At 55.7% G+C, this 3774-nt stretch carries 5 protein-coding genes; 1 reads left to right on the forward strand and 4 read right to left on the reverse strand.

Annotated elements, in window-relative coordinates; translation table 11 throughout:
- The 4 genes from K5905_RS29615 to K5905_RS29630 form a co-directional block, all read right to left on the reverse strand.
- Nucleotides 1-482: LysR family transcriptional regulator (locus K5905_RS29615; RefSeq protein ID WP_297591199.1), on the reverse strand; the 482-nt coding region annotated here is incomplete at its 3' end.
- A 146-nt stretch (nucleotides 483-628) separates the two neighbouring features.
- Nucleotides 629-1129 carry a DUF2937 family protein gene (locus K5905_RS29620; protein ID WP_297591202.1) on the reverse strand — a complete coding sequence of 167 codons (501 nt, stop codon included), beginning with the start codon at nucleotides 1127-1129 and terminating at the stop codon, nucleotides 629-631.
- A gap of 57 nt (nucleotides 1130-1186) precedes the next feature.
- Nucleotides 1187-2164: a WD40 repeat domain-containing protein gene (locus tag K5905_RS29625; protein ID WP_297591203.1), complete on the reverse strand. Its 978-nt coding sequence runs from the start codon at nucleotides 2162-2164 to the stop codon at nucleotides 1187-1189.
- Nucleotides 2165-2175: 11 nt separating this feature from the next.
- Nucleotides 2176-3243: a GTP-binding protein gene (locus K5905_RS29630; protein ID WP_297591205.1), complete on the reverse strand. Its 1068-nt coding sequence runs from the start codon at nucleotides 3241-3243 to the stop codon at nucleotides 2176-2178.
- Nucleotides 3244-3488: 245 nt separating this feature from the next.
- Between K5905_RS29630 and K5905_RS29635 the strand changes: the two genes are divergently transcribed.
- On the forward strand, nucleotides 3489-3774 hold a 286-nt coding region (locus tag K5905_RS29635), incomplete at its 3' end, for an aminotransferase class I/II-fold pyridoxal phosphate-dependent enzyme (protein ID WP_297591208.1).

Genomic DNA, 3774 nt, shown 5'->3' on the forward strand with positions numbered 1-3774 from the left:
GTTCGGAAGGGGGCGACCTTGCGTGCGATCAGGCTGGAATCTTCGAGCTGCGTTACACGAACCGCTACGTCGAAACCTTCTTCCACCAGATCGACAAATCGGTCCTCCAGCCTGAGATCGAGATTGATATCCGGATATCGGACCAAAAACTCCATCATCGCCTTGTCCAGCATCTCCATCGACCTGGGAGCCGAAACGCGCAACCGCCCACGCACTTCCTGATGAGAGGACTGGACCGAAGCCTGCAGGTCGTCGATCCGCTGCAGGATTTCCGCCGCCTCCTTGTAGTAAGCCTCGCCAACTTCGGTAACCGACACCTGACGAGTGGTCCGGTTCAGCAACCGAACTCCCAGCTCATCTTCCAGTTCTCCGACATATTTGGAAACAAGTGCTTTGGAGCGACCCATTTCTCTGGCCGCAGCGGAAAATCCGTTTGAATCGACAACCTGAATAAAACAGCGCATGCGCGTGATCGCGTCCATCCGGTTCCCTTTCTGAAGCAGTGTGACCTTCCGGACCTGCATAACTGATTTGTTGTTTGCCGGTCAAAAGTGGGGAAACCGTCCAAAGGCGACCCTGTCTTTAACTGGTTTTTTTCAGCACCACTCTGCCTGAAGAGGTCGGGTTGTCAGTCACTGACCTTCGATCGTCTGCGGCCCAACCGGACAATTCCGAACAACAGATTTAAAATCAGATAGCCAACCAAGGCACCTGCACCGGCACTTAACAGACCGGCAATGGTCACGGGCACCGCCGGTGCGAAATCTTGAGCAGTCGCTCTCGCCAGCTTCGGATCGAACCCTCGTGCGAAAATCACCAATCGTTCGACCGGCCCCGCTCTCTGCAGATCGGCTCGTTGCTCCTTCAGCCGCGTAAGCCGCGCATCGACAACGGCCATGCTGTTTCCACGTGCCTGAACAAACGGGTCCTCTGAAGCCTTTTGCCGCGCGATGGCCTCCCTGACCGAAAGACCAAACTGAGACGCGTCCCGTTTGAAGTCTGCCAGAACCTCTTCAAGTGCATCGATGGCCCCACCCAGACGCTGACTGTATTGCTGCGAAAATTCCGGCAACTGGGACGTCGCCGTTCCGCTGACCAGCATTACGATCAACATCAGAACTCTTGCCATCACCACCTCACACAGACATTCGCTTCCCGGGATACGGGCACTTCCCAGAATACGGATCTAATCCTGCAAACTGATGATGCCGGCTTCGGCCTCTTCCGTTCCGAAAACCAGGCGGCTGCCTTCCCCGTCCCAGTCCATCGAAGAAATCGGGCCTTTTCCGGGACGGCGCAGCAACACCTCGGCATTGTCTGCAAAACGGCACATCATGATCATGCCGTCCTGATAGCCAACAGCAACGACATCCTCTTTTGGATGGCAACTGACCGTTGTCACCAGTGCATCGCTGCGCGCACCGAGCTGCAGTGGCGACTGACCCATCGGCCCGGTTTTACCGAAGAAGGGCCAGAGGATTGCAGCGTTTGCCCCGGAAGTTGCCAGATACCGGCCTTTGACCGACCAGCTGAACGATTTCACCTTGGCGGGGTAACCGGTCATGCGCATGTCCTGGTTATCCGACAGTCGCCAGCCGTGAAGCGCATTTTCCTGCATGGCTGTGACAAGATATTTGCCTTCCGGTGAAAAGCTGATGCCCAGATGCGCGCCTTTCCAGGTCATTTCCACCGGCGCTCCGTCAGTGCCGGCCCACCAAAGCGTCGCGCCATCATATCGGGACACGGCAAGCCGCATTCCCTTGGGGGCGAAGGCTAACCCTCCGACTGCCCTTTCATGCGCAAATTCCTTTTCGCGGCCATCTTGAAACCGAACCCAGGCCGTACGGCCACTTGCAAAGGCAACGGCCCCGGACGGTCCGGTCGCAATCAGGTCAATCCACTTACGAGGTCGCTCGGCGACAAGTTCAGACGATCCGTCTGCTGCGCAGACATAGATGCAGCCATCGTCACCTGAAGTCACCAGGCCCTTTCCGTCCTTGACCGGTTCAGCGGCCAGCAGACCACCCTTGTGCGGAGCGAATTTCTGTTCGCCTACACCGCTGAAAACGATCTCGCCCTCACCGGACGCAAAATAGGCGGTCTCTTTCAAAAAGCCGGCACGAACGACGAAACCGTCCATGTCCACGGGAGCAACTGTCGGCAAATCTCAATTCCCTATTGCGCGGCGCAGGCCTGAAAACTGTCTTTCAACACATCCCAATTGAGATCACGTCCGATAAACACAAGACGGCTTTCACGTGGTTCATCCGCCTTCCAGTCCCGCTGGTGATCGCCTTCAACGATCATGTGCACGCCTTGAATGACATACCGCTGAGGATCGTCCTTGAAGGACAGAATGCCTTTCATCCGCAGAATATTCGGTCCCTGCACCTGTGTGACCTGATTGATCCAGGGAAAGAACATGTCAGGATTGAGGTCGCCGGCTTTCAGCGAAATGCTTTTGACCGAATGCGGGTCTTCATCATGATGATGATGATGATGTTCGTGGTCGTGGTGATGTCCATGGCCGTGGTCGTGGTCATGATCACAGCTCGGGCCGCATTCATGCTCATGATGGCCATGTTCCAGAAAATGAGGATCGAGAGACAGGACCCGGTCGAGGTCGAAGGCACCTCGGTCCAGAACCTTGGCAATGTCGACGCCGCACCGCTCGCTTCTGTGCAGGACCGCGTAGGGGTTGATTGCCCGGATGCGCGCCTCAACCGTCGCAAGTTCTTCCGCTGAAACCAGATCCGTCTTGTTGATCAGGATGACATCCGCAAAAGCAACCTGGTCTTCTGCTTCCTCTGTGTCTTCCAGACGCTGCAGAACATGACGCGCATCAACGACAGCGACAACGGCATCGAGCTTGGCCGATGCCCTGACATCGTCATCCATAAAAAAGGTCTGTGCGACCGGTGCCGGATCGGCAACACCGGTTGTCTCCACGATGATTGCGTCGAAAGCACCTTTGCGCTTCATCAGGTTCTGTACGGTGCGGATCAGGTCTCCGCGCACCGTGCAGCAGATGCAGCCGTTGTTCATTTCGAAAATTTCTTCGTCCGATTCGACAAGAAGGTCGTTATCGATACCGACTTCACCGAATTCATTGACGATGACCGCATATCGCTGACCGTGGTTTTCAGTCAGGATCCGGTTAAGCAGCGTGGTTTTTCCGGCACCGAGATATCCGGTCAACACAGTGACCGGGATCTGTGCCTGTGCATCCTGGGTCGCAGACATTGCGCACCTTTCTGGCGTGAGATTTTTCATTTGTCTGCTCGATAGCAAACATGTTGGCGCGAATATAAGCATAACCAATGCGCAATGGGAGAGGTGCCGGACATTTTCCTGAACGGACCTGGCAGGTCCAAGCGGTGCAACTTGTCGCATATGCCGAACCACAACCTTGCAATCGACCCTTTTCACGGGTTCGGCGCCGGCGGTAATCTTCGGACAACAACGCCGACTTTCAACGGGAGACGCAAATGCTGAAAACAATCGAAGGCTTCAACCGGATTGGAGAAGAAAACGCATTTGCGGTTCTGGCGCGGGCAACTGAACTGGCCAATCAGGGTCGTGACATTATCAATCTCGGCATCGGTCAGCCTGACTTCAATACTCCGGAACACATTGTCGATGCAGCGATCAAGGCATTGCGGGACGGTCATCACGGCTATACCCCGGCTACCGGGATTACCCCCTTGCGGGAAGCCGTTTCGGCCGATCTCTTCAAACGTCATGGCGTTGAAACCGATCCCGGGACTGTCCTGA

The sequence above is a fragment of the Roseibium sp. genome, assembly GCF_025698965.1.
In the GTDB taxonomy this organism is placed as follows: domain Bacteria; phylum Pseudomonadota; class Alphaproteobacteria; order Rhizobiales; family Stappiaceae; genus Roseibium.

Excerpts from the sequence above, each read along its gene's own strand:
- K5905_RS29630 (WP_297591205.1), bottom strand. The coding sequence starts at position 3,243 with ATGTCTGCGACCCAGGATGCACAGGCACAGATCCCGGTCACTGTGTTG.
- K5905_RS29620 (WP_297591202.1), bottom strand. The coding sequence starts at position 1,129 with ATGGCAAGAGTTCTGATGTTGATCGTAATGCTGGTCAGCGGAACGGCG.